Source organism: Sphingobium sp. CCH11-B1 (assembly GCF_001556865.1).
Classification (GTDB): domain Bacteria; phylum Pseudomonadota; class Alphaproteobacteria; order Sphingomonadales; family Sphingomonadaceae; genus Sphingobium.
The window spans coordinates 1-22,373 of the sequence record NZ_LSJY01000059.1; the positions used below are offsets into that span (position 1 = coordinate 1).

22 protein-coding genes and 1 tRNA gene are annotated in these 22,373 nt (G+C 65.2%); 11 read left to right on the forward strand and 12 right to left on the reverse strand.

Going from position 1 to position 22,373, the window contains the following annotated elements; translation table 11 throughout:
* The first annotated feature begins 347 nt into the window (after nt 1-347).
* From recO to AX724_RS06480, 7 genes are all read left to right on the forward strand, one after another.
* A complete protein-coding gene (gene recO, locus AX724_RS06450; protein WP_066764546.1) occupies nt 348-1,082 on the forward strand; it encodes a DNA repair protein RecO in 735 nt (244 codons plus the stop codon).
* An 88-nt stretch (nt 1,083-1,170) separates the two neighbouring features.
* Complete coding sequence (gene leuB / locus AX724_RS06455; RefSeq protein WP_066764548.1) at nt 1,171-2,214, forward strand: 3-isopropylmalate dehydrogenase; 1,044 nt, start codon at nt 1,171-1,173, stop codon at nt 2,212-2,214.
* An 87-nt stretch (nt 2,215-2,301) separates the two neighbouring features.
* Nucleotides 2,302-2,721: a hypothetical protein gene (locus AX724_RS06460; RefSeq protein ID WP_066764551.1), complete on the forward strand. Its 420-nt coding sequence runs from the start codon at nt 2,302-2,304 to the stop codon at nt 2,719-2,721.
* Nucleotides 2,722-2,787: 66 nt separating this feature from the next.
* The gene (locus AX724_RS06465) at nt 2,788-3,786 is read left to right on the forward strand and encodes a threonine dehydratase (RefSeq protein ID WP_066764554.1); all 999 of its coding nucleotides are present in this window, start codon (nt 2,788-2,790) and stop codon (nt 3,784-3,786) included.
* A complete protein-coding gene (locus tag AX724_RS06470; RefSeq protein ID WP_066764555.1) occupies nt 3,783-4,991 on the forward strand; it encodes a trans-sulfuration enzyme family protein in 1,209 nt (402 codons plus the stop codon). The genes AX724_RS06465 and AX724_RS06470 overlap by 4 nt, the downstream gene beginning before the upstream one ends.
* A gap of 32 nt (nt 4,992-5,023) precedes the next feature.
* The gene (gene apaG, locus AX724_RS06475; RefSeq protein WP_066764580.1) at nt 5,024-5,422 is read left to right on the forward strand and encodes a Co2+/Mg2+ efflux protein ApaG; all 399 of its coding nucleotides are present in this window, start codon (nt 5,024-5,026) and stop codon (nt 5,420-5,422) included.
* The gene (locus tag AX724_RS06480; RefSeq protein WP_066764556.1) at nt 5,419-6,210 is read left to right on the forward strand and encodes a LysR family transcriptional regulator; all 792 of its coding nucleotides are present in this window, start codon (nt 5,419-5,421) and stop codon (nt 6,208-6,210) included. The genes apaG and AX724_RS06480 overlap by 4 nt, the downstream gene beginning before the upstream one ends.
* A gap of 223 nt (nt 6,211-6,433) precedes the next feature.
* Here AX724_RS06480 and AX724_RS06485 read toward each other — a convergent pair whose 3' ends face one another.
* The 8 genes from AX724_RS06485 to AX724_RS06520 form a co-directional block, all read right to left on the reverse strand.
* Nucleotides 6,434-7,045, reverse strand: a complete 612-nt coding sequence (locus AX724_RS06485; RefSeq protein WP_066764559.1) for a F0F1 ATP synthase subunit B family protein — start codon at nt 7,043-7,045, stop codon at nt 6,434-6,436.
* A complete protein-coding gene (locus tag AX724_RS06490) occupies nt 7,038-7,532 on the reverse strand; it encodes a F0F1 ATP synthase subunit B family protein (RefSeq protein WP_066764561.1) in 495 nt (164 codons plus the stop codon). Before AX724_RS06490 ends, AX724_RS06485 begins: the two co-directional genes overlap by 8 nt.
* A 94-nt stretch (nt 7,533-7,626) precedes the next feature.
* Complete coding sequence (locus tag AX724_RS06495) at nt 7,627-7,854, reverse strand: F0F1 ATP synthase subunit C (protein ID WP_004207392.1); 228 nt, start codon at nt 7,852-7,854, stop codon at nt 7,627-7,629.
* Nucleotides 7,855-7,905: 51 nt separating this feature from the next.
* Nucleotides 7,906-8,691 (reverse strand): F0F1 ATP synthase subunit A, encoded by a 786-nt coding sequence (locus AX724_RS06500; protein WP_066764563.1) that lies wholly within the window; start codon nt 8,689-8,691, stop codon nt 7,906-7,908.
* A 47-nt stretch (nt 8,692-8,738) separates the two neighbouring features.
* The gene (locus AX724_RS06505; RefSeq protein ID WP_066764567.1) at nt 8,739-9,062 is read right to left on the reverse strand and encodes an AtpZ/AtpI family protein; all 324 of its coding nucleotides are present in this window, start codon (nt 9,060-9,062) and stop codon (nt 8,739-8,741) included.
* A gap of 165 nt (nt 9,063-9,227) precedes the next feature.
* Complete coding sequence (locus AX724_RS06510) at nt 9,228-9,626, reverse strand: YdbL family protein (RefSeq protein ID WP_066764569.1); 399 nt, start codon at nt 9,624-9,626, stop codon at nt 9,228-9,230.
* Entirely contained in the window at nt 9,623-9,811 is a 189-nt protein-coding gene (locus AX724_RS06515; RefSeq protein ID WP_066764571.1) for a YnbE family lipoprotein, read from the reverse strand. The genes AX724_RS06510 and AX724_RS06515 overlap by 4 nt, the downstream gene beginning before the upstream one ends.
* On the reverse strand, nt 9,808-13,041 hold the full coding sequence (locus AX724_RS06520) for an intermembrane phospholipid transport protein YdbH family protein (protein ID WP_066764573.1): 3,234 nt from the start codon (nt 13,039-13,041) through the stop codon (nt 9,808-9,810). The genes AX724_RS06515 and AX724_RS06520 overlap by 4 nt, the downstream gene beginning before the upstream one ends.
* Nucleotides 13,042-13,169: 128 nt before the next feature.
* On the opposite strand from AX724_RS06520, the gene radC reads away from it, so the two are divergent.
* Nucleotides 13,170-13,874 carry a RadC family protein gene (gene radC / locus AX724_RS06525; protein ID WP_443018661.1) on the forward strand — a complete coding sequence of 235 codons (705 nt, stop codon included), beginning with the start codon at nt 13,170-13,172 and terminating at the stop codon, nt 13,872-13,874.
* A 217-nt stretch (nt 13,875-14,091) separates the two neighbouring features.
* Here radC and AX724_RS06530 read toward each other — a convergent pair whose 3' ends face one another.
* Entirely contained in the window at nt 14,092-15,483 is a 1,392-nt protein-coding gene (locus AX724_RS06530) for a DEAD/DEAH box helicase (protein WP_066764575.1), read from the reverse strand.
* A gap of 109 nt (nt 15,484-15,592) precedes the next feature.
* The gene (locus AX724_RS06535) at nt 15,593-16,027 is read right to left on the reverse strand and encodes a hypothetical protein (protein WP_066764585.1); all 435 of its coding nucleotides are present in this window, start codon (nt 16,025-16,027) and stop codon (nt 15,593-15,595) included.
* Between the two features lie 77 nt (nt 16,028-16,104).
* On the opposite strand from AX724_RS06535, the gene AX724_RS06540 reads away from it, so the two are divergent.
* The 3 genes from AX724_RS06540 to AX724_RS06550 all read left to right on the forward strand — a co-directional run bounded on the left by AX724_RS06540 (nt 16,105) and on the right by AX724_RS06550 (nt 18,872).
* Nucleotides 16,105-17,544, forward strand: coding sequence for an FAD-binding oxidoreductase (locus tag AX724_RS06540; RefSeq protein WP_066764576.1), 1,440 nt, complete (start codon nt 16,105-16,107; stop codon nt 17,542-17,544).
* A 145-nt stretch (nt 17,545-17,689) separates the two neighbouring features.
* Complete coding sequence (locus AX724_RS06545) at nt 17,690-18,478, forward strand: SapC family protein (RefSeq protein ID WP_066764577.1); 789 nt, start codon at nt 17,690-17,692, stop codon at nt 18,476-18,478.
* Nucleotides 18,479-18,797: 319 nt separating this feature from the next.
* A tRNA-Glu gene (locus tag AX724_RS06550) sits at nt 18,798-18,872 on the forward strand.
* A gap of 318 nt (nt 18,873-19,190) precedes the next feature.
* Here the strand turns inward: AX724_RS06550 and AX724_RS06555 are convergent.
* Both AX724_RS06555 and AX724_RS06560 read right to left on the reverse strand, forming a co-directional pair.
* Nucleotides 19,191-20,240, reverse strand: coding sequence for a tyrosine-protein phosphatase (locus AX724_RS06555; protein ID WP_066764578.1), 1,050 nt, complete (start codon nt 20,238-20,240; stop codon nt 19,191-19,193).
* Between the two features lie 99 nt (nt 20,241-20,339).
* The gene (locus AX724_RS06560; protein WP_197421496.1) at nt 20,340-22,286 is read right to left on the reverse strand and encodes a TonB-dependent receptor; all 1,947 of its coding nucleotides are present in this window, start codon (nt 22,284-22,286) and stop codon (nt 20,340-20,342) included.
* Between the last annotated feature and the right edge of the window lie 87 nt (nt 22,287-22,373).

Consider the following 22,373-nt stretch of genomic DNA (forward strand, 5'->3'; position numbering starts at 1 on the left):
CCCTACCGCCTGCCCCCCTGCCTCCAAAACCACTATCAATGTAGGATAATCTCTGGTCTATCCTGTCGGATGCGCCGTTCCCACACCCTCCTCCGTTCGCCGGACCAGCCCCTTACCCCCGCCATCATGACGCGCAGTTGTGACCAACTTGGCGCGTTACCGTCGCGTCGGCGTGACCCGGGCGGCGCGTCACGGACGCGCTACAGGCGCGTTGCTGCCGCGTCAGGGTGCGTCGGGGACGCGCACCGCGCGATAATCGGTGGATTTGCATGAACAGTGACGGTGTGAACTTCGGCGCCGTGACCCATGCGTGACCCCGGCGCCCACCGCATCTAAAAGGCGACTCGATGCCGTCCCTCACGACCTCCGCGATCGTTTGCGCCGTGCGCCATCATGGCGAACATGGCGCGATCGCGCGGCTGCTGACGCCTGATCATGGCCTGTTGCCGGGCTATGTACGCGGCGGCCGGTCGCGGGCGATGCGTCCGGTGCTGATGCCCGGCAATGTGGTAAAGGCGGACTTCCGCGCGCGGACGGACGAGCAGCTTGCCGGACTGACCGTCGAACTGGCGCACAGCCGCGCGCCGCTCCACGCCGAACCCCTGCCCGCCGCCGCGATTGACTGGAGCTGTGCCCTGACCGCGGCCGCCCTGCCCGAAGGGACGCCCTATCCTGCCCTGCATCAGGCCTTTTCCGGCCTGCTCGATGCGGTGGAGGCCGCCCCGGCGGCGCGGGGATGGGCGGCGGCGCTGGTGCGATACGAATTGCTGCTGCTTGCCGAACTGGGCTTTGGCCTGGACCTCACGCGATGCGCGGCGCTGGGCGGCGCGGACGACCTCGCCTTCGTCAGTCCGCGCAGCGCGGCGGCGGTAAGTCGCGCGGGCGCCAGCGGCTATGAGGACCGGCTGCTGCCCCTGCCGCCGTTCCTGCTGGCGGGCGGCGCGGGCGACTGGGCGCAGATCCTCGACGGGCTGCGGCTGACCGGCTTCTTCCTTGAACGCTCGGTCCTCACCGAAAGGCGCAGCGATGTGCTCGCCGCCCGCGAACGGCTGGTGGAACGACTGAAAAGAGCGGTTGCCTAAAGCCGGTTCGTTCTGCAAAGGCCTGCGCGCACGACCGGTCCTTTTCTTTCGCGAAAAGGCATCCGCACGATTGGTAAGGAATAGTTGCATGCTCATCGCCCTGTTCGCCGGAGACGGCATCGGCCCCGAAATCGTCGCCCAGGCGAAGCGCGTGCTGGATGCGTTGGCGATACCGGGCCTGACCTATGAAGAGGGTCTGGTCGGCGGCGCGGCCTACAAGGCGGTCGGTCATCCGCTTCCGCCCGAAACGCTGGACCTGGCGAAACGCGCCGACGCCATCCTGTTCGGGGCGGTGGGCGATCCGGATTGCGACGCGCTTGAGCGGCACCTGCGCCCGGAACAGGCGATCCTTGGCCTGCGCAAGGAACTGGGCCTCTTCTCCAACCTGCGCCCGGCGAAGGTCTTTCCGGAACTGGCCGGCGAATCCGCGCTGAAGCCGGAGGTCGCGGCCGCGATCGACCTGCTGATCGTGCGGGAAACCAATGGCGACGTCTATTTCGGCGAAAAGGGCTTTCGCACCACCGCCGATGGCCTGCGCGAAGGTTATGACGTCATGTCCTATAACGAAGCCGAAGTGCGGCGCATCGCGCATGCCGGTTTCCAGGCGGCGCGCGCCCGGCGCGGCAAGCTCTGCTCGGTGGACAAGGCCAATGTGCTGGAAACGAGCCAGCTGTGGCGCGACACGGTGATCGAAGTGGCGAAGGACTATCCCGACGTCGCCCTGTCCCACATGTATGTCGACAATGCCGCGATGCAGCTGGTCCGCAACCCTGGCCAGTTCGACGTCATCGTCACGGGCAACCTGTTCGGCGACATCCTCTCCGATCAGGCGAGCATGTGCGTCGGGTCCATCGGCATGCTGGCCTCGGCCACGCTGAACCAGGGCAATCAGGGCCTGTACGAGCCGATCCACGGTTCCGCGCCGGACATCGCCGGCACCGGCAAGGCCAATCCGCTGGCGACCATCCTGTCGGCGGCGATGATGTTGCGCTATTCGCTGAACCTGCCTGAGCCCGCCGACCGTATCGAAGCGGCCGTGGCAGGCGCGCTGCGGAGCGGCGCGCGCTCGGCGGATCTGGGCGGCGCCATGACCACCGTGGAAATGGCCGACGCGGTACTCGCGGCGCTTTGAAGCGCCTCAATCCGCTTTATTTGGTGGAGGGGCTAAAGGTTAACGTTCCCGGGCCGATCTAGGTAGAAAACAGGGATCGCTTAATCTATGATAACCGAACTGACGCAGGGCCATGCCGAGCTGCGCACGCTGATGCTCGATTTCGCGCGCGAAATGGACGATGCAGGCCCGGAAAACATGCCGAGGCTGGCGCAGAAACGCATCGCCTTTTCCCAGCTATTCCGCGACCATATGGCGCGGGAGGACGCGCTGACCCGCTCCCTGCCCCGCGCCACCCTCCCGCCGGAGCAAGAGCAGGTGGTCCGCACCCACAGTCGCGGCGTCGTGGCGCTATTCCTGCGCTACAGCGACCATGTGAAGCACTGGAACCCGGCGCAAATTGCGGCGGACTGGTCCACCTATCGCCTGGCGGTGCTGGCGCTTCAGGACGAACTGCGTGAACGGATGGCATGGGAAGAATCCCATCTTCACCCCCTGCTCAACACAAAGCAGCGAAAGCCGTCCTGAACGCGTCGGTCCAATCCCGCGGCACCGGTCCTGTCCGTCACGCAGCGGGATCGCTAAGGGCGGAGGATGACCGACTTCTCGCTCGCCTCGCTCCGCGCCGCCGCCGCCATGGTCCATGCGCGGATGCCGCCGACACCGCAATATGCCTGGCCGCTGCTGGCCGCCCGAACGGGGTGCGACCTTTGGGTGAAGCATGAGAACCACCTGCCGACCGGCGCGTTCAAGGCGCGCGGCGCCGTCACCTATATCGACTGGCTGCGCCGCACCCATCCGCAGGTTTCGGGTATCATCACCGCCACGCGCGGCAATCATGGGCAGGCGCAGGCGCGCGCTGCGACTGCGGCGGGCCTTGGCATCACCATCCTGGTGCCGCACGGCAATGCGCAGGAAAAGAACGCCGCGATGCGCGCATTCGGCGCGACCCTGATCGAGCATGGTCACGACTTCGACAGCGCCAAGGCGGAAGCCATGCGCCTGTCGCAGGAACAGGGGCTGTACATGGTGCCGCCCTATCATGAGGAACTGGTGCGCGGCGTCGCCAGCTATGGCCTGGAACTGTTCGACGCGGTGGCGGACATCGACACCGTCTATGTGCCGGTGGGTTGCGGATCGGGCCTTTGCGGAACGATCGCCGCGCGCGACGCGCTTGGCCTCAAGACCAAGGTCGTCGGCGTGGTATCCGCCCATGTGGACGCCGCCAAGCGCAGCTTCGAGGAAGGCCGGCTGATCGCCAGCCCCACCGCCCACACCTTTGCCGACGGCGTGGCAGTCTGCACGCCGGTGCAAGCCGCGCTCGATTATTTCGGGCCGCGCGCCGACCGCTTCGTCGCCGTCACCGACGATGAAGTCGCCCACGCCATCCGCGTTTATTGGGAAGACACCCATAATCTGGCCGAAGGCGCGGGCGCAGTGGCGCTGGCCGCACTCATCCAAGAAAAGCAGACGATGGCAGGGAAGCGGGTTGCGGTTATTCTGTCTGGCGGTAATGGCGACAGGAGCCAGATGGCAGAGATATTGGGCGGCGCAACGCCGCGTGTGCATCAGGATATGCGGAAGGCGATATGAAGCGGAAGAGCGGCCAGAACCCGGACGTGACGCGCAACTGGAAGCCGGCGACGCTGGCGGTCCGGGGCGGAACGGCGCGCAGCGAATTTGGCGAGACGTCCGAAGCCCTGTTCCTGACCAGCGGCTATTGCTACGACCGGGCCGAGGACGCCGCCGCGCGATTTGCCGGCGAGCAGGTCGGCATGACCTATAGCCGGCTCCAGAACCCCACGGTCGAGATGCTGGAGCAACGCATCGCCCTTCTGGAAGGCGCGGAAGCCTGTCGCGCCACCGCGACCGGAATGGCGGCGATGACGGCGGCTCTGCTCTGCCAGCTGTCGGCGGGCGACCATGTGGTCGCGGCGAAGGCCGCGTTCGGTTCGTGCCGCTGGCTGGTCGATACGTTGCTGCCCAAATTCGGAATCGAAACCACCACCATCGACGGTCACGACAGCAGCGCGTGGGAAGCGGCGGCAAAGCCCAATACCAAGGTCTTCTTCTTCGAGACGCCCGCCAACCCGACCATGGACGTGGTGGACATCGCGGCGGTGTGCGCCATCGCCAAGGCGCGAGGGATCACCACGGTCGTCGACAATGCCTTCGCCACCCCGGCGCTCCAGCGACCGATGGAATTGGGCGCGGATGTCGTCGCCTACAGCGCGACCAAGATGATGGACGGCCAGGGCCGGGTGCTCGCCGGGGCCGTGTGCGGCACGCGCGACTGGATCGACAATGTGCTGCTACCCTTTCACCGAAACACCGGGCCGACGCTCTCCCCCTTCAACGCCTGGGTGGTTCTGAAGGGGCTGGAGACGCTGGACCTGCGCATCCGCCGGCAGAGCGAGAATGCGCTGAAGGTTGCGCGCTTCCTGGAAGGCCGCCTGCCCAAGGTGCTGTATCCGGCGCTGGAGAGCCATCCGGCGCATGACCTGGCGATGCGGCAGATGGCGATGGCTGGGCCGATCTTCTCGCTCTATGTCGGCGGCGGCCGGGCGGAGGCGCATGGCCTGCTCAACGCGCTGGAACTGGTGGACATCAGCAACAACATCGGCGATTCGCGATCGCTGATGACGCACCCGGCCTCCACGACCCATTATGGCATGGCGGAAGCAGCGCGGCTGGAAGTCGGCATTACGGAGGATATGCTGCGGCTCAATGTCGGGCTGGAAGACCCCGACGACGTGATTGCCGACTTCGATCAGGCCCTGCGCGCGATAGGGCGTTGACGGACGAGGGGATTGGAGCGCATTTCATGGCGGTGAACGCGCTTTTCCCCTTTCACGCGACGACGCGGGACATCACCGTGCACGTCGCCGTCACTTTCCTGCCCGAACAGTCGGAGCCGGACCGGGGGCGCTGGTTCTGGGCCTATCATATCCGGATCGAAAATATCGGCGACGAACCGGTGCAACTGCTGACCCGCCACTGGATCATCACCGATGGGCGCGGTAGACAGCATAGCGTTGAAGGCGACGGGGTGGTCGGCGAACAGCCCGTCGTCCAGCCCGGTAAAAGCTATGACTATGTGTCGGGTTGTCCGCTCAATACGCCGACCGGTTCCATGAAAGGCAGTTATCGCATGATCGGTGCCGGCGGCGAGACATTCAGTGTCGCCATTCCCCATTTCGCCCTGATCGCGCCGGCGGTGGCCGAATGAAGCGGACTCATTTGCCGCTGAACGGGCTGCGCGTGCTGGATGCGGCGGCGCGGCACCTGTCCTTCACCCGCGCGGCGGACGAGCTGGCGGTAACGCCTGCGGCCGTGGGCCAACAGATCCGCGCACTTGAGGATATGCTGGGCGTGGTGCTGTTCCGCCGTACACCCAAGGGGCTGGAACTGACGCCGGAGACGGAAGCGGGGCTGGATGCGCTGCGCGCCGGTTTCCTGGAATTCGAGGAAGCGGTGCGAGCGATGCAGGCCGGGCAATCCAGCAACGCTCTCACCATCGCCGCACCGCGCGACATCAGCGCCAAATGGCTGCAGCCGCGCCTTGCCGCCTATGCGGCGGGACAATCCGACCTGACCTTCCAGCTCATCGCCGCAGATGAGGCGTTAGACTTCACCGAGGCCAATCTGGACATCGCGCTGCGCCTGAGCGACGGGCCGGGCGAGCATGAAGGGGTGAAGATCGGCGAGGCCGCCTATGTGACCGTGGAAAGGGCGACAGGCGGCCCCGATCACCGCATCGACTGGCCGGGCTGCCCCGCCGGCGACAAGCCGGCGATCATTCGCGTGGCGGATGGAGGACTGGCCATCGAGGCGGCGGCCAACGGCTTCGGCCGGGCAAGCGTGCCGCTGCTGCTGGCGCAGGCGGATCTGGACTCCGGACGAGTACGACAGGTGGGCGACGCCAGCCCCGCCCTGCTCGCCTATTGGCTGATAGCGCCCCTGCCCCAATGGCGGCAGAAGAAGGTCAAGGCGCTGGTGGAAGCGCTCGGGCGCTGAATGACGTCTGCGGTCGGAATAGGAGACCGCTCGCTTAACTTCGCATATTTCCCGTAGAAATCAGCGTTTAATTTCCGTCTCGCATTCGAATATTGCGCGGCCTGCCCGTCCGCCTCTTCATGATGTAGCGATCAAGCCACCCTGTAGGACAGTGGATCGGCGCATAGCAAAAGGGCCGGTGCGACGGTGCGCACCGGCCCTGTCATGCCGTCGGTCAGGCCTGTCAGTTGACGGTGCCGAGCCCGTTGATCGCCCGATCCACCAGCGCCTTGTCGGCATTGGCGTCGTGGCCCTGCGCGATGAGAGTCGCAGCGGCGGAGGTAGCCGCGCTCACTGCCTTGGCGCGGATGCCGGCGATGGCGGCCCGTTCGGCTGCGCCGATCTTGTCCTCCGCCATCTTCTGGCGGCGAACGACCAGCGCCTCCGCATTCGCGCGGGCGTCAGCGATCAGCCCTTCGGCTTCATGCTCGGCCGCCTTGCGCATCGCTTCGGCTTCGCCGGTCGCGGCGGCGAGCTTGGCTTCATATTCCGCCTTGAGCGTCTCGGCTTCGGCGCGCAGCTTCGATGCTTCTGCCAGCTGCTCCCTGATCTGCGCGATACGGCCGTCCAGCGCCTTGCCGATGACAGCGGGCACTTTCTTGACCAGAAGGATCAGGATGAACACCGCCATGGCAAGACTGACCCACGCGGTCGCGTCCATGCCGACCGCCTTGGGATCGCTATGCGGCGCCACGCCTTCATGGGCGACGGTGCCGACCGGCTCCAGCCCTTCGGCGTGGATGGCCTGTTCAAGATTGGGCGCTTCGCCCTGATGCTGTGCTGCTGCCTCAGCCATGGGCCAGTGCCGCCTTTACTGCGTTGCGGGCCGCTTCTTCCGACGCTTCGACGCCGGAAATGCGCACCACCATGTCACGCGCCGCGTCGGCGGCAACGGTTTCGATCTGCGCCAGCGCTGCGTCGCTCGCAGCCCGGATGCGCGCTTCCGCCGCGGCGATCTTCGTCGCGACTTCGGCATCGGCGGCCGCAAGCTGCGCTTCCGACGCCTTGGCCGCATCCGCCTTCGCCTTTGCGACGACTGCCTGGGCGGCAACGCGGTTTTCGGCGTCGCGGGTGCGATAATCCGCTTCCGCCTCGTCAGCGCGGGCGAAAGCCGCCTTTGCCGCGTCCAGATCGCCGCTGATCTTCGCGTCGCGCGCATCCGCCGTGCCCTGAACCTTTGGCACCATGCCAAGGCCAATGACGAAGAAGACGAAGCCGAACGTCACCAGCAACCAGAAGATCTGACTGGCATATGTATCGGCGATTTGCGCGATTTGAGGCATGTTACGGGTCCGTCCGGTGGGAGGGCGGTCAATATTCGGCGGAGCGGGCGGACCCGGCGCTCGTCACGCCGCCCCGCCCACGTCCAGTTTCGTGTCAGGCCACGAACACCAGGATCATGGCGATGACGAACGCCAGCAGACCCAGAAGTTCCGCCGCGGCGAAACCGATGAACAGGCGGCCCTGCTGACCGTCGGCAGCGCCCGGATTGCGCAGCGCGCCTTCCAGGAAGCTGCTGAACACGTTGCCCACACCGAGGGCAGCGATGCCCGCGCCAATCGCGGCCAGGCCAGCACCGAGCAGCTTTGCGGCTTCTGCGTCCATGTCGTAAACTCCCTTGTTAAATATTCAAAAACGTTGATGAAATTGCGAAACTCAGTGCAGGTTCTCGGCGTCGTTGAGATAGACCGAGGTCAGCAGCGCGAACACATAGGCCTGGATGACCGCGACCAGCATCTCCAGCGCGCTGATGCCGATCATCAAGACGAAGCTGGCGGTGCCGACGGTCAGGCCCAGCGCCGGAGAGGCGTTGGCGCTGTTGATGACGAAGCCCGCCAGCACCTTCAGCAGCACGTGGCCGGCCGTCATGGCGACGAACAGTCGCAGGCCAAGGCTGAAGGGGCGGACCATGAAGGACACGAGTTCAATGAAGAAGAGCGGCACGACCATCAGCGCCGGAGTGCCGTGCGGCACGAACAGCGAGAAGAAATGCAGGCCGTGCTTGTAGAAGCCCACGATCAGGACGATCGAGAAACTCATGATCGCCAGCACGCCGGTGGCGGTGAAGTGGCTGGTAAAGGTAAAGGGGTGCAGCCCGAACAGGCCGAGCGGCAGCAGACCCAGAAGGTTCGCCAGCAGGATGAACATGAACAGCGAGAAGACGTAGGGGATATACTTCCGGCCCTTGTCGCCGATATTGGCGATCAGCAGGTTCTTGATGAAGCCGGTCATATATTCGACCGCCATCTGCCAGCGGCCCGGCACCAGTTCGCGCTTCATGCCGCCGATCACGAAGATCCAAAGCACCACGGCGGCCAACACCATGTAGAGCGCGCTGTTGGTGAAGGCGAGATTATAGCCGCCAACCGACCAATGATCCGTACCGAACAGCGGTTCGATAGCGAATTGGTGCATCGGATCGATCTTGCCGGATTCTGCCACGTTGACCCCTGTAACGCCTAAGCCTTCGGACTATGACAAAAGCGTCCCTATTGGTCGGGACGCTTCGTCGTCGTCAATCTGATGATGTTCCTGAACGCCGCCACGATCCCGAGACCGAGGAAAACGAGCAGGAGCCATGGGGATGTGTCGAACAGCTTGTCCAGGACCCAGCCGATCAACGCACCGCCGACAAGACCGCCGATCAGTTCAGCGAGCACCCGGTTGCCGAGGCGGGACCCATCGTCCGCCTGCTGCTCCGTCGCCCCCTGCCTGACCTTTTCGACATGTTCGGCCCGTGCGATCCGCTCTTCAAGCGAACTGATCCGCGCGTCCTCCCCTGCCGGGTCCTGTCCGGGTGTATCCGCAGCCATGATGATCCTCCGCGACCTGTCATCGCGGCGGCATGGCGCTTGCGGCTGCACCCGTCAAGGCGCGGCCCGTTTAGAAAGGGGATGGCGGATAGTCAACCTGCTAAGAGAAGGACCATCCGGCGCGAACGAAGGGCGTGTGAAAGTCCGCTATATATCCTGGCGCGATCAGCCCGCGGTGGCGCAATAGGCGGGTAGCGCGATCGGCCCTGCGCCCTTCGTCTGCCACGCGCCGCCGCCGATACGGTAAGCCTGCCCCTGTTTGAGGCGACCGAGCGTCTGGCAGGCGGTTGCCGCCGCGACATCCTGCACCGTCACGCCGCGCTGGCTGGCAAGCTGGGTATAGGCGGCGCGGCGCTTGATATTGATCGAATCGACTTCCGAACGGACGTCCGCGCCGACCGAACCGACGATGCCCAGATAGCCGTCCGCCTGCTCGCCCACCGTACCGGCGTTGAGCGCCGCCGCGACCACGCCTGACTGGGCGCGCGCAGGCGCGGTAAGGACAAAGCCACTTGCCAGCGCGACCGCGGCTCCGGCGGCGATCATGAGGATCTTGCGTGTCATTGCGGAAACAACTCCGGATTATTCTGGATCAGCGTCTGCGCGTCGCGTTGCAGGCGCACGACCACTTCCTGCTGCACCTTGACGTTCAGGTTGATTTCGATCGGCTTGTCGGGCGCCTTCACCTGAATGCATCCCCCCAGCGCAATGCCGGACAGCCCGGCGACGATGATTGCTCGCTTCTTCATTTCGCTTCCCTATCTATCGCCTTGTCGCTTTCCAGAGGCTGAACCGCAAGCCCCTGAACCTGCGCGGCGCGCATCTTTTCCTCCGCCTGCCTTCCGATCTCGTCCCTGATCGTCTGCGTCGGATCGACATAGGAGCGGGCGGTGTCCAGCAGGCCGCGGAAAGGCGCGGAAATGCGGACATTGAACAGGAAAGGCAAGCCGATGAAGCTGCGCGCGATCCCGGCGGGCGCGTCGCCGATCCGGTTGCGGTTGACGCCGTTGAACACGACATTGGTGACCATTTCCCCGTCCAGCGCGCCGTCCATCAGGATGGTGAGGCATTTATATTGGAGATTCTTGAGCGCATCGAAGGCGAGCTTGCCCATTACGCCGACCTGTTCGTTCGACACCGGGCCGACATAGGAGAGGACGCCCGACTGACGGTTGGGATCGCAGGCGGGGATGGTCGGCAATACGCCTTCGGGCATGATAAGCGGCGGCAGCCCCTGTTGCCGCGCGACCAGCACGCCGCCGGATATGCGCCCGCCCTGGGCATTGAAGATCAGCGGCATGAGGCCGTCGAACGTGCCGGTGGCGGAAATATTCTCCAGTTCCATCGCCTGGATGAACGCGCCCGCGTCCAGCCCGACGACGCGGAAGGTCAGATAGCGGTCCACGTCCGCGCTGAAATCCATGGTGGTGGGCAACAGGACCAGTTGCCCGCCGGAAAAGGGCCAGCCGCCCCCTTCCACCCGCACCTTGAGGTTCGGTTCGAGCCGGTAGCGGACGAGGCCGTCGCGCGCCTCAACCCCCGGATTGACCGACTTGATGCGCACCTCCTGCCCCGGCGCGGTGACGAGATTGAGAAGATCGGTGAAACGGATTTCGCCCGACAGGCCCTCCACCGGGCCGAAAGCGGCCGCGAGGCTGGCATCGTCGGTGCGGAAGGTGCCGCTGCTGGTGACGGTCGATCCGGTCCAGTCGATGCGTCCCTGCCCCTTCACTGTCCCTGCGACATTGGCGATCACCGTCTTGGTGAGATCGGTCAGTTGTTCCGGCTGAAGCGAGGGGCCGAAGGTCAGCCCCGTCACGGCGATATCGGCATGGCCAGCACCGCTGCGCAGAATATGCGCGACATCGACGCCCGCGACCCTGGTTCCGCTGCCCGGAACCGTGAGCGTGCCCGTGGCGGCGATGCGGCCATCCTTCATCGTCAGCGCGAAATCGGGTACGGACAAAGGATTGAAGCGGGCGGGCGCCTGCGCGTCCCTGACCATGATCGCGGCCTTGAGGGCCAGCGCACCACCGGCGAACCGCCAGTTCCCGCTGCCTTGTTCGACGATGAGGGGGACAGACCCGATCCGCCCGCCTGCACCCGTCAGCCGGCCCTCGATCCCCTTGGCCCCCAACGCCCCGTCCATCACAGCCGCAGACAGGCGAACCGGCGCGTCGGCCGGGCCGATCGTGAAGGCGGGATTGACGAGGCGGAAGCCAGTTAGACCCAGCCGGGCGTCGACACGATCCGCGCTGAGGCGCATCGGGCTGTCGCCGTTGCGACCATCGAGCGCAAGGTTGCGGATCGACAATCCGCCACTCAGCCCGCCGGGACCGTAAGCCAGCATCGCGTCGCCGGCCGCAGGGCACAGCATCTGCCGGGTGCGGCCCAGCAGGAAGCTGCCATAGCGCGCCTCCGTCAGCGACAGCGGCACGCATTCGGGATTGATCGCGATCCTGCCGCCAGACGCGATCGTTCCAGAAACAGGCAAGGCCAGCCCGCGCAGCGCGCCGTCGGGCAGTGGCCCGTCCAGGCGAAGCGCCGTCTGGAAACGGGTCGCCCCCTTCGCATCGGCCGTGAAGCGGACCCGATCCAGCGCCAGACGGGCATCGCCGGCGGCGTAAGGATCAACGAAGAGGTCGCCGCCGAAGCCACCGCCAGGACGCCGGGTCAGCCGGAGCGCGGCATGAGGCAGGCCACCGCCCTGCGTGGTTACCGCGCCGTCCAGCGTCCAGTCAAAACCACCCCGCGGGCCCGGCCAGGTCACAGTCAGCCGGGTGTCCGGCGCGGTGCCGACGCGCGCGCCGCTGCGCGCATCGATAGCGGCGTCGGTCACGACGATGCTGCCGCCCGCGCCCTTCTGCGCCAGGGCGAAGCTGGTGCGCAGGCGATTGCCGCGACTTGCCCGACCGACCGCGTCCGCCAGTTGGCGCGCCAGCGGCGCGACCGGCGTACCCGCTGCGCCCGCGTGCAGCCCGGCAAGGGGATCAGGACCGGACAGATGAAAGTCCTGACCGGTGAAGGTACCGCTCAGCGCCGCACCCTCTGTTCCACCGGTCCAGTTGCCGATCAGCCGGGCAGCCCGCAACGCCGCCCCCTGCCCCGACGCCGACCGGCTGGCGATATCGACCTTGCCGGTGCTGCGCCTGGCGTCGCCGTCAATACTGATACGTCCCTTGGGCGCGGCAAGCACGAGACCAGTCGCCTTGAACGCATGGGCGGCAAGATCGACATGGCCGGTCAAGCGGTCCAGACCCTCTCCCAGTGTCAGGTCGATGTCGGCGGACGGATGCGCCACGGCCAGCCCCGCCCCACGGCATGCCAGCGCATCCAGGCGCAGAGGCCCGCGCAGATGCGGCCGCCCCTGCGTCATCGCTAGGTCGATCATCGCCCGAGCGGCGGTGACGCCGCAGCCAGCCGCGAGGCCGCGTGGCATGGCCGCCGCCACCCGGCCGCGAAAGCCCGACCGCAGGTTGCCGTTGCCGTCGATCTGCATACCGATCCGGCCGGCGTCGGTATCGAGCGTCGCCCTGGCATCGGAGAGCGTAAGCCGAATGTCGGGGATGCTGAAAGGCGCGGTCGAGGCCGGATCGCGGAACCGGTCAAGCTCGCCGAGCCGCAACACGCCATCGCGCACAGAGCCGCGCAGCCGTACGCCCCCGGCCCTCACCGCCGCCACCTGCGGCGTCAGGCCGGCAAAGGCGATGTCCAACTCCACCCAGCGCGCCGTCAGGTCGGGCCGGGCAGGATTGCCCAGGACGATATTTTCGATCCGCTGGGTGCGAAAGCCAACGTCGACCAGATCGTAACTGGCCTGCACCCCGCGCCGGTTGAGTTCGCGACTGACGAAATTCTCCGCGATCGGCGTCCTCTGCGTCCAGAGCGCGACCAGCACGAGCGCCAGCGACCCGGTGCCGACGCCCAGCCACCGCAACCAGGCCCGGCGAACCCTGTCTTCGCCGCTGTCTTCTTCCATTCCCTTGGCCAACCCCGGCTTTTCATGGACGTGCCCGTCCGTAACGGGAGCATAACGTCCCTGTCCCGTTAAATATCCTTGCGACGGAAAACCGCAACGCATAGCCTTTGAACCGGGGCCTCAAGGGGATGGACGCATTGGCCGATGTCGATGGAAAGCACGCGCATGATGGCGTGGGCCACCGCGCGCGGCTGCGGCAGAAGCTGGCGGAAAATGGCGGAGAGGCGCTCCACGACCATGAACTGATCGAATATCTGCTGGCGCTGGCGATCCCCCGCCGCGACACCAAGCCGCTGGCGAAGGCGCTGTTGCGGGAATTTGGCGGAATCGGCCGGCTGATGACGGCGGACTGGCAGGCGATAGCGCGGGTGCCCGGCATGGGAGACACAAGCGTGGCGGCGATCAAGGTCGTCCAGGCGACCGCCCTGCGGATGTTGCGCAACGAGGTCGCGGCGCAGCCGGTGCTGGGCAGTTGGCAGGCCCTGCTCGACTATTTGCGGGCAGACATGGCGTATCTGACGGTCGAGCGGGTGCGCGTGTTGCACCTCAACAGCCGCAACATGCTGATCCGCGACGATCATATGGGCGACGGGTCGATCGACCAGGCGGCGATTTACACGCGCGAAGTCATCAAGCGGGCGATCGACTGGGGTTCGGCCGCGCTGATCCTGGTCCACAACCACCCCAGCGGATCGCCCGAACCGAGCCGTCAGGACATCGACGTGACGCGCCAGATCATAGAGGCGGGCAAGCGGCTGGGCATCAGCGTGCACGACCATATCATCATCGGCGCGGAGGGGCATGTCAGCCTGAGGGCCAAGGGGCTGCTCTAGAGTCGCGAAAATAGGAAAGTCGCAGCTTAATTTCGCATATGTCCCGCACGTTGCGACATTTTCGAACAGATGTAGGACATTTCCTGTGGCGAGCGCGTCGCTCATCCCGCCGATTTTTTTACGGATGCCGGGCGGTGTAGGACAGGGATGCAGGGTGCCGCCTGATCGTGGCTACGCCCGGCCGTCGGGCCGGGTGACGGCAAACCTGCGGGCCGGATCAGCCGTTGAAGCCGACCGAGAGAAATTCGGGAACGGGCCCGTTCCAGCCTTCGTCAGGACCATCGTCCACCGGGTCGCGGCGACGCTGGGGCGGCGGCGTGCGAGCCGGTTCCGGGCGGCGTTCGGCGCGGGGATGCTCTTCGCGGGGGCGTTCGGCGCGGGGGCGATCTGCCCGCGGACGGTCCTCGCGGCGTTTCTCCTCGCGCCCTTCCTCGCGGCCGCGATCGTCCCTGCCCTCGCCGCGCTTTGCCTGCGCAGGGGCGGCATCCGTCCCTGCAGGCAGATCGGCATAAGGGATTTTCGTGCCGATCAGCTTCTGGATATTGTCAATCGCCTCGGCATCGTCGGATGTGACGAATGTGTAGGCGACGCCCTTCGCCCCAGCGCGGCCGGTGCGGCCGATGCGGTGGACATAATCGTCCGGGTGCCAGGGCGCGTCGAAATTGAAGACGTGGCTTACGCCCTTGATGTCGAGCCCGCGCGCGGCGACATCCGACGCGACCAGGATGTTGACCTTACCCTCTCGGAAACGCTCCAGTTCAGCGATACGCGACGACTGGTCGATGTCACCGTGGATTTCGCCTGACTTGTATCCGTGGCGCTGAAGACTCTTGTTGAGTTCGCGCACGGTCGTTTTGCGGTTGCAGAAGATGACCGCGCTCTGCACGTCCTGCGCATCGATGAGGGCGCGCAGCGCTTCCCGCTTCTTGCGCGAATCAACCTTCACCAGATGCTGGGTGATGTTGGTGGAGGCGGTAGCGGGGCGCGCGACCTCGATCGACTTGGGGTTGGAGAGGAAACGGTCCGCCAGCTTCTTGATGACCGGCGGCATGGTGGCGGAGAAGAGCAGCGTCTGCCGCTGCGCCGGCAGTTTCGTGCATATCTGTTCGATATCGGGAATGAAGCCCATGTCGAGCATCCGGTCCGCCTCGTCGATGACCAGCATCGAGCAGCCGTTCAGCAGGATCTTGCCGCGTTCGAACAGGTCCATCAGGCGGCCAGGCGTCGCGATCAGCACGTCCACGCCCTTTTCCAGCGCCTTGACCTGATCGCCCATCTGTACGCCGCCGATCAGCAGCGCCATGGAAAGCTTGTGATATTTGCCGTATTTCTCGAAATTCTCCGCCACCTGGGCGGCGAGTTCGCGGGTCGGCTCCAGGATCAGGCTGCGCGGCATGAGCGCGCGGGCACGGCCATGGGCCAGGATGTCGATCATCGGCAGGACGAAGCTGGCGGTCTTGCCGGTGCCCGTCTGCGCAATACCGATAATGTCCTTCATCATAAGGACCGGAGGGATCGCCTGCGCCTGAATGGGCGTCGGCGTGTCATAGCCCGCCTCCGTTACGGCCCTGAGCAATTCGTCGGAAAGGCCGAGATCGGCAAAAGTCATTCAAGCGTCCGAAACAGGAGGGTGTCCGTCTGCGCGGCCGCGACGGAATTCGCGCGCGCCTTGCGGAAATATCGGCCTGTTGTCAAGAAAATCGCGGCTGGCGGGCGGATCAATCATCCTCGTCCGCGGGCACGAGACGGCGAAAACTGTCGATGGCGCAGCTCATCCCGTTGCGCGCCTGCAGTTCGTCGCGGCCCGAGCAAAGCGACCCGTCCGCCGCAGGCTCGACATAGAAGCCGGAATAGAAGCCGACGGAGTCGCACCCCCGTTCCAGCCGGGCACGGTAGCGGTGATTGTCGGCGAGCATCAGGTCGACGCCATCGTCCACCACCACGCTGGCGCCGCGAATCGAACGCAAGGCGACGCAGCGCGGCCCCTTCTTCTCATCCCAGCGTTCGCGGGCTTCCGGCGCGATTCGGGCGGGCGCGCTGCCCCTCTTCGCCGCCGGCACGCGGATGATGACGCGCTGCTGGATGGTGAGTTGCGCAATCTGCACGGGTTCGCCGGCAGGCGCGATCAGCAGCAGCAGAACGGATTGAAGCAAGACGAACCCCTTTTGGGCATAGAACCCTATGGGCACATGGTTGAACAGTCGATGAATTCCGGCGCATAGCATGTCCCATGATCGAACAAGCCGCAATCGACCGCTTTCTTGCCCTGCTGGGTCCAAAGGGCGTCATCACCGATCCCGACGCCATCGATCCCTGGGTGCACGACTGGCGCGGGCGCTTCCACGGCGCAGCCGCGGCGATCCTGTCGCCAGCGTCCACCCAGGAGGTGGCGGCCGCCGTGTCGCTCGCGCGCGAACTGGGCGTGGCGCTGGTGCCGCAGGGCGGAAATACCTCCATGGTGGGCGGCGCGACGCCCCCGGCGGACGGATCCGCGCTGATCCTGTCGCTCCGCCGGATGAACCGGATACGCAGCCTTTCGCCGGACGATAATCTGGCGATTTGCGAGGCAGGCGTGATCCTGAGCGTGCTGCACGAGGCGGCCGAGGCGCAGGGCCGGCGGTTTCCGCTGAGCCTGGGGGCCAAGGGATCGGCCACCATCGGGGGCCTTGTTTCGACCAACGCCGGGGGGACGCAGGTGCTGCGCCACGGCACGATGCGCGCGCTGGTGGAAGGGATAGAGGCAGTGCTGCCCGACGGCAGCATCTTCGACGGCCTCGATGCGCTCAAGAAGGACAATCGCGGATACGACATCAAGCAGTTGCTGATCGGCGCCGAAGGGACGCTGGGCGTGGTCACGGCCGCCTCGCTGCGGCTCGTCCCCGCCATCGCGGCGCGGGCGGTGGGATGGGTTGGCGTGGACAGCCCCGCCGACGCGCTGGCGCTGCTTCGGCTGACCGAAAGCCTGCTGGGCGACAGCGTCGAAGGGTTCGAGGTGATCGCCGACGAAACGCTCGGATTCGTGCTGGGGCACATCCCCGGCACGCGCAGCCCGATCGAGACGCGGACGCCATGGCATGTCCTGATCGAGGTCGACCATGCCGACCTGTCGGAACCCAGCCCGTCGGAGAGGCTGGAAACGGCGCTGGCCGCCGCCTTCGACGCGGGCATCGCCAAAGACGCGGCGATCGCGGCGAACGAGGCGCAGGCCGAGGCGTTCTGGCGCATCCGCGAATCCTTGTCGGAGGCGGAACGAGCGCAGGGGCCGGCGCTGCAATATGACATCAGCGTGCCCGTGGCGAAGATGCCCGCCTTCATGGTGGAGGGCGCGGCGGCGGCGCAGGCGGCCTTCCCCGGCACGACCGCCTCCTCCTTCGGTCACCTGGGCGACGGCAATGTGCATTTCCACGTTCGCGCGCCCAAGGGGACGACGGACGGCCCGGCCTGGATCGCGGCTCAGGGCGGCGCGATCAACGCCTTCGTCCACGATGCGGTGGTGGCGGCCGGGGGTTCCATTTCCGCTGAACATGGCATCGGCCAGATGAAGCGCGCGGAACTGGCGCGGCTTTCGGGGCCTGCCCGGATCGGCGCGCTTCGTGCGATCAAGGCCGCGTTCGACCCTGAAGGGCTGTTCAATCCGGGGAAGCTCATTCCCCTGCCCGGCGAGGGTTGAACGCCAGCGCGGCTGCCTTCCCGTTACTCGGACAAAGCGATTGCCTATCGGGGCCAAGGCCACTATCGCCTTGCCGCAATATTCAGCCAGCGGCGGCCGGCTTTCCGGACGCAACCCGTCGCAGAGTCAAAGAGTGGACCTGAACATGGCCAGCGCGCCCGCGAATAACCTGCCGATCTTCTACAATGATCTCCTGCCGCTGAGCAGCGTGGATCATGTCGACTACCGCCTGCGCACCGCCGACTCGGCGCCTTTCCTGGTAACGCAGCATGCCGTGCCGCTGACCGTCGACGAATTCGTTCCCGCGCAGCGTTTTGCGCCGATCATCTTTTCGGCGGGCGACGATGCGGTTCCGCTACTGCTGATGGGCTTGAACGAAGGCGTCAACGTGTTCGTCGACGCAGAAGGCAAGCTCGGCGGTCCCGCCTATGTCCCGGCCTATGTCCGCCGCTATCCCTGGATGCTGGCCAAGCTGCGTCCCGAAGGCGACGAGCTGTCGCTCTGCTTCGATCCGACCAGCCCCATTATCGGCGCCTTCGACGACGGCCAGCCGCTGTTCGAGAATGGCCAGCCCAGCGAACTGATCCAGGGCGTCCTCAAATTCTGCGAGGATTTCGAGCAGGCCGCCGCCCGCACCGGGCAATTCGTGCGCGACCTCGTCGAAATGGACCTGCTGATGGATGGCGAAGTCACCATACAGACGCAATTCAATGACCAGCCCTTCGTCTATCGCGGCTTCCGCATGGTGAATGAGGAAAAGCTGCGCGACATGCGCGGCGACCAGCTGCGCAAGATCAACCAGAACGGCCTGCTCCCGCTGATCCACGCGCATCTCTTCTCCCTGCAACTGATGCGCGACGTGTTCGAAGCGCAGGTCGGCCAGGGCAAGGGCCCGATCGCCCTGCCCGCCACGCCCGAAGCCGCCGACGCATAAGACGGGACGACCGGGACAGATCGACAAAGCGATGGCGCGGCCGGCGCGCGCCTCTTGAAAGCACGCGCCAACTGCCCTATCTTTCAGACATATGGCGCACCTGCCCCCCTTTCGGGTGTGTCATATGGGCGCCTCCCCCTTTGGAGGCGTCTCCTCCCTGAACCTGGCCACCCCATGCTTGCATGGGGTGGTTTTTTATGGGCGCATGGATCGGCGATCTTCAGGATAAGGCACTTTCGCCCGCGGCAACGCCCTTCCCCTTGACGCGAGAGCAGGGCCTGCTAAAGCCCACCCCCTGCCGGTCGCCGATGCGACCCAAGGCCCCTTCGTCTAGCGGTCAGGACGCGGCCCTCTCACGGCTGAAACACGGGTTCGATTCCCGTAGGGGTCACCAAAATCCTCCCCCAGAGAGTATCAGGATCTACCGGGAACGGCGGATTTTTGCGGTTTTTTGTGGCATAGGCATCCCACACAGAGCGGTCTCGGATCACCGGATACCAGCAACTTGATGGTATGCCTGATGGCAGCGCGGCCCTGCTTCAAGGGGAGATACCGTCAGGGCGCTCACCGCTGTTTCGATCAGAAGCGCCAAGGGACGCGCCCTGCCCCGCGCCTTCTGTCGATCATCCAGCGCAAGGGATCGCAGGCCGTCGCCTAACGCGGCCTGCCGCAACTCACCTGTTCGTCGCGCACGCGTGGACAGGGATTGTCGTTATTCCAAATAGGTCGCACGCAGGGATGCAATGTCCACCCTGGTGATGCCGATCTCCTGCTCAAGGTAGGCATTGACCGAGCCCCACCGTTTATCGATCTCGTCAAACGCATAGCTCAGAAATGCGGTGCCGTCGGGATCCTTGAGCGGTTGCGGCTTCGCGGCGGCCGGGTTCTGCTGAAATTTGGCGAACATCAGGGCAACCGGATTGCCGGCCTGGGCGCTGGTATCGATCTTGGGCATTTCCCATTCGGGCCGGCGGTAGGTGGTCGACAGGTGATAGTCTGCCAGGATCGTGTCGCGCGGCACACCGAGCGCCGACAGGATCATGGCCGTGACGAAACCTGTCCGGTCCTGGCCAGCCGAACAATTATAGGCGATCGGACCCTTCTTCGCGAGCAAGTCCTGAAATACCATTCGCAGTTGCGGCGCCAGCGCGGTCGGCATGATGCGATAGACACCCTCGCCATTTTTCGGCGCGCCACTCCCCATCAGGGCCGACATCGAATAGCCGACCGCCTGGTAGGGAACGCCATCGATGCGGGTGGGCGCGAGAACCCGCTCCTCGCTCGACCGGAGATCGACCAGATTTGCGATCTTGAGCGAACGAATTTCCTTTACGTCCGCATCGGTCAGCAGCGGCTGGCCCCCGGAACGATAGATGAGGCCCCAGCGCACATGCCTGCCCCCGGCTGCGGGATAACCGCCAATGTCCCGAAAGTTCGACCCCTGCTGAAGCGGCAGCAGCCGCTCGGCCACGCGCACCGTGTCGCCGGTCTTGCTGTCCCTTATCAGGAAATAAGCGCGTTCTCCGCTTGCCACCGTTACGGCTTCCCGGCCATCGCGATCTCGCCTCGATACCAGCTTGGCATTTTCCACGGTTGCGGCCGGATCGCCGGAGCGAAAGATATCGACCGGGTCATGATCGGTCCATGTGACCAGCAAGGTATCGGGGGCGGTTCGAGTCACCAATGGCGCTTCGATTGGCGCAGCATAAGCAGCGCTCGCGAACAGCAAGGCCATCAGCGGCGACATGGCGAGACGAGTCATAGGATCTTCCCTGCGTTGCGGGACCTGCCGAGGTCCCTTGTGTTGATCAGCTTCAAAGGACGGCGTCGGTCCGGGCGACCTCCATCGCCCTTGGCCGCCTCAGAAGCGAACATTGACCTCGCCGCCGAAGGTTCGCGGCTCGTTGAAGAAGCCGCTGAGGCCCGAGGTGGGGCTCAGCGATTTGTAGAACAGATGCTGCTCGTTGAAGAGGTTGCGTGCCCAGAAGGCGACGCCCACCCTGGCGCCGGTGCTGCCCATCTCGATATCGGCGATCGCGACGCGGCTATTTACGACGAAGGCCTTGTCAGTCTTCGGCTGATAGATGTTGGTCGGATCGCCGGAGCCGACATATTTCGGATCGGAGACATTGGAGTAATATCCGCCATCGTAATTGCCGTCGATATGCGCCCGGATGGTGAAGCCGTTGAGCGGCAGTTCATAGTCGATCGCGGCGCTTGCCGAATGCTTGGGCGTATAGGTCTGGTAGACCGGCACCGCCAAGGTGCTGATGACGCCCGCCGCGTTCGGATAAGGGTTCACCACCGCCGGGATGTGGACATATTGATAGGCATAGGAGGCGGAAAGCGTCAGCCCCGCCAACGGGTTGACCGTCAGTTCCGCTTCAACGCCGTGCAGGCCGCCCTTGCCGGGCGAATTGACCGTCGACGTCGTCGTACGCGTGGTGCGAACGCCGCCGGCTTCAAAGGGTCGGCTGAAATCGACCTGGATATTCTTGTAGTCGCCGGCATAGGCCGCGATGTTGAAACGGGCATGGTTGTCGAAGAATTCGGTCTTGGCGCCGATCTCGAAGATAGATACCGATTCGGGATTGAACGGGTCATATTCCTGGCTGCGCGAGTTGGCGCCGCCTGATTTATAGCCGGTGGACCATTTGCCGTAGACGAGGACGTCCCGGCTGAGGTCGATGGCAAGGTTGATCATCGGATCGACACGCGACCATCTGGCGTCGAGCCCGATCTCCCCCGACACGCCGTTACGATCGACCGGCAGCGCGTTGTTGACGATCTCCAGCGCGCCATGCTTGCTGTCCCTGGTCCAGCGCAGGCCGCCGGTCAGGTGGATGGCATCGTTCCATATGTCCGGCGTCCAGGTCGCCTGGCCGAAGGCGCCGATGCTCTTGGTTGTGACATGGCTGGCGCGGTCGATCGGTCGCATCGCGGGATCGATGAAAGCGGCCGTGTAGGTCGAACCGGCCGCATTGGTGAACATATTGGTGTTGAACGCCTGCGCGTTGTCCGAAACATGCTCACGATAATAGAGTGCGCCAGCGACGAATTTCACCCGGCCGATGTCGCCGATCGCCTGGATTTCCTGGCTCCATTGATTCTGGTCGAACATGGCGAGGCTGTTGCGGGCGAACTGGAAATCGGTGAAGCCCTTGGCGGCAAGGACGGCCGGGGTGGTCGACATGGATGTCGCCGCGGAACCGTTGTCGAATTGGCTCTGGCTCAGTTCGCGATAGGAGGTGATCGATTTCAGGGTGATCTCCGGCGCCGCCTGCCATTCCAACGTCAAGCGATGGCCATGGACCTTGCCGATGCTGGGCTGCTGCGGCACGCCCACGTTCGCGGTGCGCACCCGGCGGGGCTGGACGGTGGCGGCCGCCGCCTGGATGTTTGTCCCCGCCTTGATCAGGTTCAGATATTGCGAGGTCGATTCGTCCCTGGAGATGTCGAAGGAATAATCGGCGCTGAAGTCGGGCGAAGGCTTCCAAAGCGCCTCGATATGAAAGCCGCGCTTGTCATATTGGTTGAAACCGTCAGCGCCCGACAACGGGTTCGTCACCAGCGGGTCGCGATGGGCTACGACGCCGTCGATCTTGAGCGCGATATTGGCGAAGGACGGCAGGTCGACATGAACTTCGCCCTTGTAGCTGCCGAAATTGCCCAAGCCACCGGTGCCGTTGAAGTGGAACTCACCGGTGGGCCTCTTCGTCGTGATATTGACGGCGCCGCCTTCGGTGTTGCGGCCGAACAGCGTACCCTGCGGGCCCTTCAGCACCTCGATATTCTCAATGTCGAACAATGCGGTGCCCAGCCCCTGGGCGCGACCCAGATTGTCAAACGGCGTTCAAAAGGGACCCCCGATCGGCGTCGAAGAGGGACCCCCTTT

Coding starts and splice junctions, on each gene's coding strand:
- recO (WP_066764546.1), top strand. CDS start 348: ATGCCGTCCCTCACGACCTCCGCGATCGTTTGCGCCGTGCGCCATCAT.
- leuB (WP_066764548.1), top strand. CDS start 1,171: ATGCTCATCGCCCTGTTCGCCGGAGACGGCATCGGCCCCGAAATCGTC.
- AX724_RS06460 (WP_066764551.1), top strand. CDS start 2,302: ATGATAACCGAACTGACGCAGGGCCATGCCGAGCTGCGCACGCTGATG.
- AX724_RS06465 (WP_066764554.1), top strand. CDS start 2,788: ATGACCGACTTCTCGCTCGCCTCGCTCCGCGCCGCCGCCGCCATGGTC.
- AX724_RS06470 (WP_066764555.1), top strand. CDS start 3,783: ATGAAGCGGAAGAGCGGCCAGAACCCGGACGTGACGCGCAACTGGAAG.
- AX724_RS06480 (WP_066764556.1), top strand. CDS start 5,419: ATGAAGCGGACTCATTTGCCGCTGAACGGGCTGCGCGTGCTGGATGCG.
- AX724_RS06485 (WP_066764559.1), bottom strand. CDS start 7,045: ATGGCTGAGGCAGCAGCACAGCATCAGGGCGAAGCGCCCAATCTTGAA.
- AX724_RS06490 (WP_066764561.1), bottom strand. CDS start 7,532: ATGCCTCAAATCGCGCAAATCGCCGATACATATGCCAGTCAGATCTTC.
- AX724_RS06495 (WP_004207392.1), bottom strand. CDS start 7,854: ATGGACGCAGAAGCCGCAAAGCTGCTCGGTGCTGGCCTGGCCGCGATT.
- AX724_RS06505 (WP_066764567.1), bottom strand. CDS start 9,062: ATGGCTGCGGATACACCCGGACAGGACCCGGCAGGGGAGGACGCGCGG.
- AX724_RS06510 (WP_066764569.1), bottom strand. CDS start 9,626: ATGACACGCAAGATCCTCATGATCGCCGCCGGAGCCGCGGTCGCGCTG.
- AX724_RS06515 (WP_066764571.1), bottom strand. CDS start 9,811: ATGAAGAAGCGAGCAATCATCGTCGCCGGGCTGTCCGGCATTGCGCTG.
- AX724_RS06520 (WP_066764573.1), bottom strand. CDS start 13,041: ATGGAAGAAGACAGCGGCGAAGACAGGGTTCGCCGGGCCTGGTTGCGG.
- radC (WP_443018661.1), top strand. CDS start 13,170: ATGGACGCATTGGCCGATGTCGATGGAAAGCACGCGCATGATGGCGTG.
- AX724_RS06530 (WP_066764575.1), bottom strand. CDS start 15,483: ATGACTTTTGCCGATCTCGGCCTTTCCGACGAATTGCTCAGGGCCGTA.
- AX724_RS06540 (WP_066764576.1), top strand. CDS start 16,105: ATGATCGAACAAGCCGCAATCGACCGCTTTCTTGCCCTGCTGGGTCCA.
- AX724_RS06545 (WP_066764577.1), top strand. CDS start 17,690: ATGGCCAGCGCGCCCGCGAATAACCTGCCGATCTTCTACAATGATCTC.
- AX724_RS06555 (WP_066764578.1), bottom strand. CDS start 20,240: ATGACTCGTCTCGCCATGTCGCCGCTGATGGCCTTGCTGTTCGCGAGC.